This window comes from Neisseria dentiae (assembly GCF_024580525.1).
Taxonomy (GTDB): domain Bacteria; phylum Pseudomonadota; class Gammaproteobacteria; order Burkholderiales; family Neisseriaceae; genus Neisseria; species Neisseria dentiae_A.
In genome coordinates, this window is sequence record NZ_JANIKQ010000045.1 from 1 (window position 1) to 3,472 (window position 3,472).

Consider the following 3,472-nt stretch of genomic DNA (forward strand, 5'->3'; position numbering starts at 1 on the left):
CATAATCGGGCTTTTATGAAAAATTAGGCCGTCTGAAATCACGTTTCAGACGGCCTAACGTTTTGCACGCTTTCGCGTGAGGCTGCTTCGCAGCGTGGAAGATTATTTGTGCGGCCGCCGCCGCACCCGCAGGGTTTCCACCGTTGCAGTCTGTAAACGCGGCATTCTCGAACGACACGGCTTTGGTTTGGCTAAGTCAACTTAAAATATTTCAGCCTGAAAATAAACGGGGCAATGTAAATTTTTATAACCGCTAACGCGCTTACAAAAATCTACACAGCCTTATCCGTTGATTTTCAGGCTGAAATATTTTAAGCCGCCTTAAGGCACGCCAAACCCGCAGCCGTGCCGACCGAGAATACCGCTTAAATTTACAGAAAGGCCACTAAAAACCCAGCTCCGAGATTGATACGCCACCCCGAACCGGCATTCCCAAGAATGGCCGCTTTGAAGTTTAAACGAAACAGAAAGGAATCAGCATGACTTAGATTTAAACAGACAATTTAAACCCAAACAGCAGGCGGGAATAGCAAAAATCCCCAAGCTGGCACTTAGGGATTTTGCTTTTCTGCCTTGTTATCAACTTAGCAGGAGTTTCAAAATGCAAATAACCTTGAGATTGGGAAAATTGCTTTTGACGGTCAACATTGACACGCGAATTATTTTAGCGGTCATCATGTTAATCAGTCAATAGACACCCGCCACATAAAGGCCGTCTGAATTGTTTCAGACGGCCTTTTCTTATGGCCTGAATTGTTCCCCTGCTTCAACGTAGCCATCATACATCAGGTTTGGCGGGCTTTTCCCGCCCAATACGAGCGTTTGGCCGCCAATGGTAGGCGCGGGGCTTGATACGGCTTCAGACGGCCTATTTTGCGCGGTTTGACTATCTTTGTACGGATTAAACGGCAGGCCGTTTTTAACGTAGCTTTGACAAGTGGCTTTGGTTATCTCTTTTATCGCAGTCCCCTGATGCGTGTAGCAGGTACAGCCAGAAGAGCCGCCCGCGATACAAGCAACAGGATACTCAAAAGTTTTAACCTGACGAACTTCGTCATAAAGCGGCTTTGATTCGGGTTTTTCCAAAACCGACGGATAAAACATTTCAGGTTTTAAACCCTTGAAAGGTTCACTAGCCGCAGCAGGCGCAGGCAACGCGGAATCAACCGGCGAGACGTTAGCGGAAGATTCCGCTACCGCCGATTGTGGTTGCATAGCCCGCTTATAGCTGCCATAGACTGAAAAACCTTTCCAGCCAATCAAAGCAAAAATCAGCAAAAGTACCCAAACCACCCAAGGCAGGTTTTTAGGCAGATTAACGTGTTGGCTGGACGATTTGTAGTATCTAAAGGCATCTTTCGGCGGCTTCCACGTGGAAGACTGCACCCCCGTTACAGAAGCAGGGTTTTCAAGGTTCGTAACGGCCTTGTACCACCAATACTGACGCATCCCTAGCGGCTTACGCTCAAGATGAATATGCTTTGAAACAAGATTGCGGAGATACGGATCAATCATCATCGGGTTTTGGGTCATTAAAATCAGGGTTAAACCGTGATGACGCAACTCTTTAAGCGTTTTGATATAAGGCGGCACTTCCCGACCCGCAGAACGGGTAGGGTAGGCATAATCGCACTCATCGACTATCAAAACAGACCCTTTCGGCACAAGCTCACAGAGCGGCGCAGACTGTATCTGTTCTTCAGTCAATTCATGCGCCTTAAATTTACGCTTATCCAAGCCGTCAATATGGCAGAAATACAAAGGACGAGGAACTTCAACGCCGTCATCTAATTTCATTTTGAATAAACCGTCTTCATTATTCAAAATCATGGAAACGACCTTAGAAGTTTTGCCCGTCCCCATATTTCCAGTAATTAAAATAATCACTTAAACCCCCTAAACTTTAGGCATAAAAGCCAATTTACTTGTCGCTTTCATGCCAACCCAAAAAGTGAACGCACCGAGAAAATAACCGATACCTTCAATAAATCCGCCAATCTGAAGAAGTGCGAACATATCGGCCGGCATATTATTAAGCGAGTTTTGTACATACTCTTTAAACTTGGAAAGAGCCACCAAATAACCGCCATAGGTAACGATTGAAAGACCCGACACAAGAATCATGCGTACAACAAAAATACGCAGAACCGTAGCCAAAAGCGGAACGAGCGGAGCAAGAAAAAACGGCATTTTTTTAATCCCTCAAAGAACCGAAAACAATAAACGCAGAGAACAAGGTAAAGCCCAGCAAAACCGCCCAACGCACCATTTCGAGAAAACGACAAAGCAGCTCATAACTCAACTCAACAGAATAAGTAGCGATGTGAAAAACCTTTGGAGCAGGGCAAGAACCCACACCGCCGCCGCCCAAAGATTCAGGCTGCCAGCCGCCTTGACCCTGCCCCGCCTGCCTTTCAGGAATCGTAACGCCGTCAAAAAAGCCTTCACCTATGCCCTGCAATTCGCCGCCGCTACCGCTGCCGTTACCGCTTTCCCCGACGCCATCTTTTCCGCCGCCGTTTTGGCCGTTGCCATTCTGACCCGGCACGTTGACGGTACTGCCGCCGCCGCCATTCGCAAGCTCATTGTCGCCCGCGGCAGTACCGTCTTTTTTGCCCGTCAACTTTTCAAAACCCGACTTGACTGCATCTGTTAAAGCGTTAAGGCCGTCCAAAACCTTGCCAAGCAGGGTGTTAGATTCGCCGATTTTGGCGTTCGTTTCGTCTTGTTTTTTACCGTTATCGTCTAGCTTTTGATTGGTTTCGTCATGTTTACCGCCCAGAGTATTAAGGCCGTCTGAAACTTTATCGCCCAGCTTTTTGATGCCGTCTAAGATGCCGTCTAATAATGTTTTGTCATCTTTGCCGTCATCGTTTTTATCCTTGTCGGTTTTGTCGGAATCGCCCGAACCGTCCCCGCCGAGTTTGCCTTTATCGCGCGGTATGCCGTTGACGGTATCCCCGCCGCTGGAATCGCTGCCCTTATCTTTGCCCGTTTTGTCTTTTCCGCCTGAATCAGCGGGTTTATCGACAGATTCCGTAGAATCGACACTAGGCTTGGAATCAGGGGTTTTGTCGGCTTTTTTAGTACAAATCACGGAAAAAGTGCCGGAGCCAGTATCAAATTTATTAAAAGATGTACTACTACAATTCTTTTCTCTCAAATCATTCAAAGAACTAATAGAGAGCTCCGAAACGACAGAAGAAGTAGACCAATCAGAACGCATAGAACGGCTGCCAAAAGAGCACGCACGATTAGAAGGACCGTAAGGAACAACACCTTTAAAGTAAAAATCAGACCCGCGAGAATTACGAACAGACAAAGCAGCCAAACAAGCCGCAGCCTCAGAATCACCATAAGAAGCGTCAGCCACGAAAACACCAGAACCGCCACCGCCCAAATTACCGCCGCGATTTGACGGGTTTCCGCTTGGCGGGCTGGACGGGTTTCCGCTTGGCGGGCTGGACGGGTT

Annotated in this window: 3 protein-coding genes; all 3 read right to left on the minus strand. The window is 47.6% G+C overall.

The window, feature by feature from the left end; genetic code table 11:
• Positions 1-741: 741 nt before the first annotated feature.
• The gene (locus NQ012_RS12730; RefSeq protein ID WP_257067946.1) at positions 742-1,887 is read right to left on the minus strand and encodes a zonular occludens toxin domain-containing protein; all 1,146 of its coding nucleotides are present in this window, start codon (positions 1,885-1,887) and stop codon (positions 742-744) included.
• Positions 1,888-1,896: 9 nt separating this feature from the next.
• Positions 1,897-2,190 carry a DUF2523 domain-containing protein gene (locus NQ012_RS12735; protein ID WP_257067947.1) on the minus strand — a complete coding sequence of 98 codons (294 nt, stop codon included), beginning with the start codon at positions 2,188-2,190 and terminating at the stop codon, positions 1,897-1,899.
• A gap of 4 nt (positions 2,191-2,194) precedes the next feature.
• On the minus strand, positions 2,195-3,472 hold a 1,278-nt coding region (locus NQ012_RS12740), incomplete at its 5' end, for a virulence factor TspB C-terminal domain-related protein (RefSeq protein ID WP_306440869.1).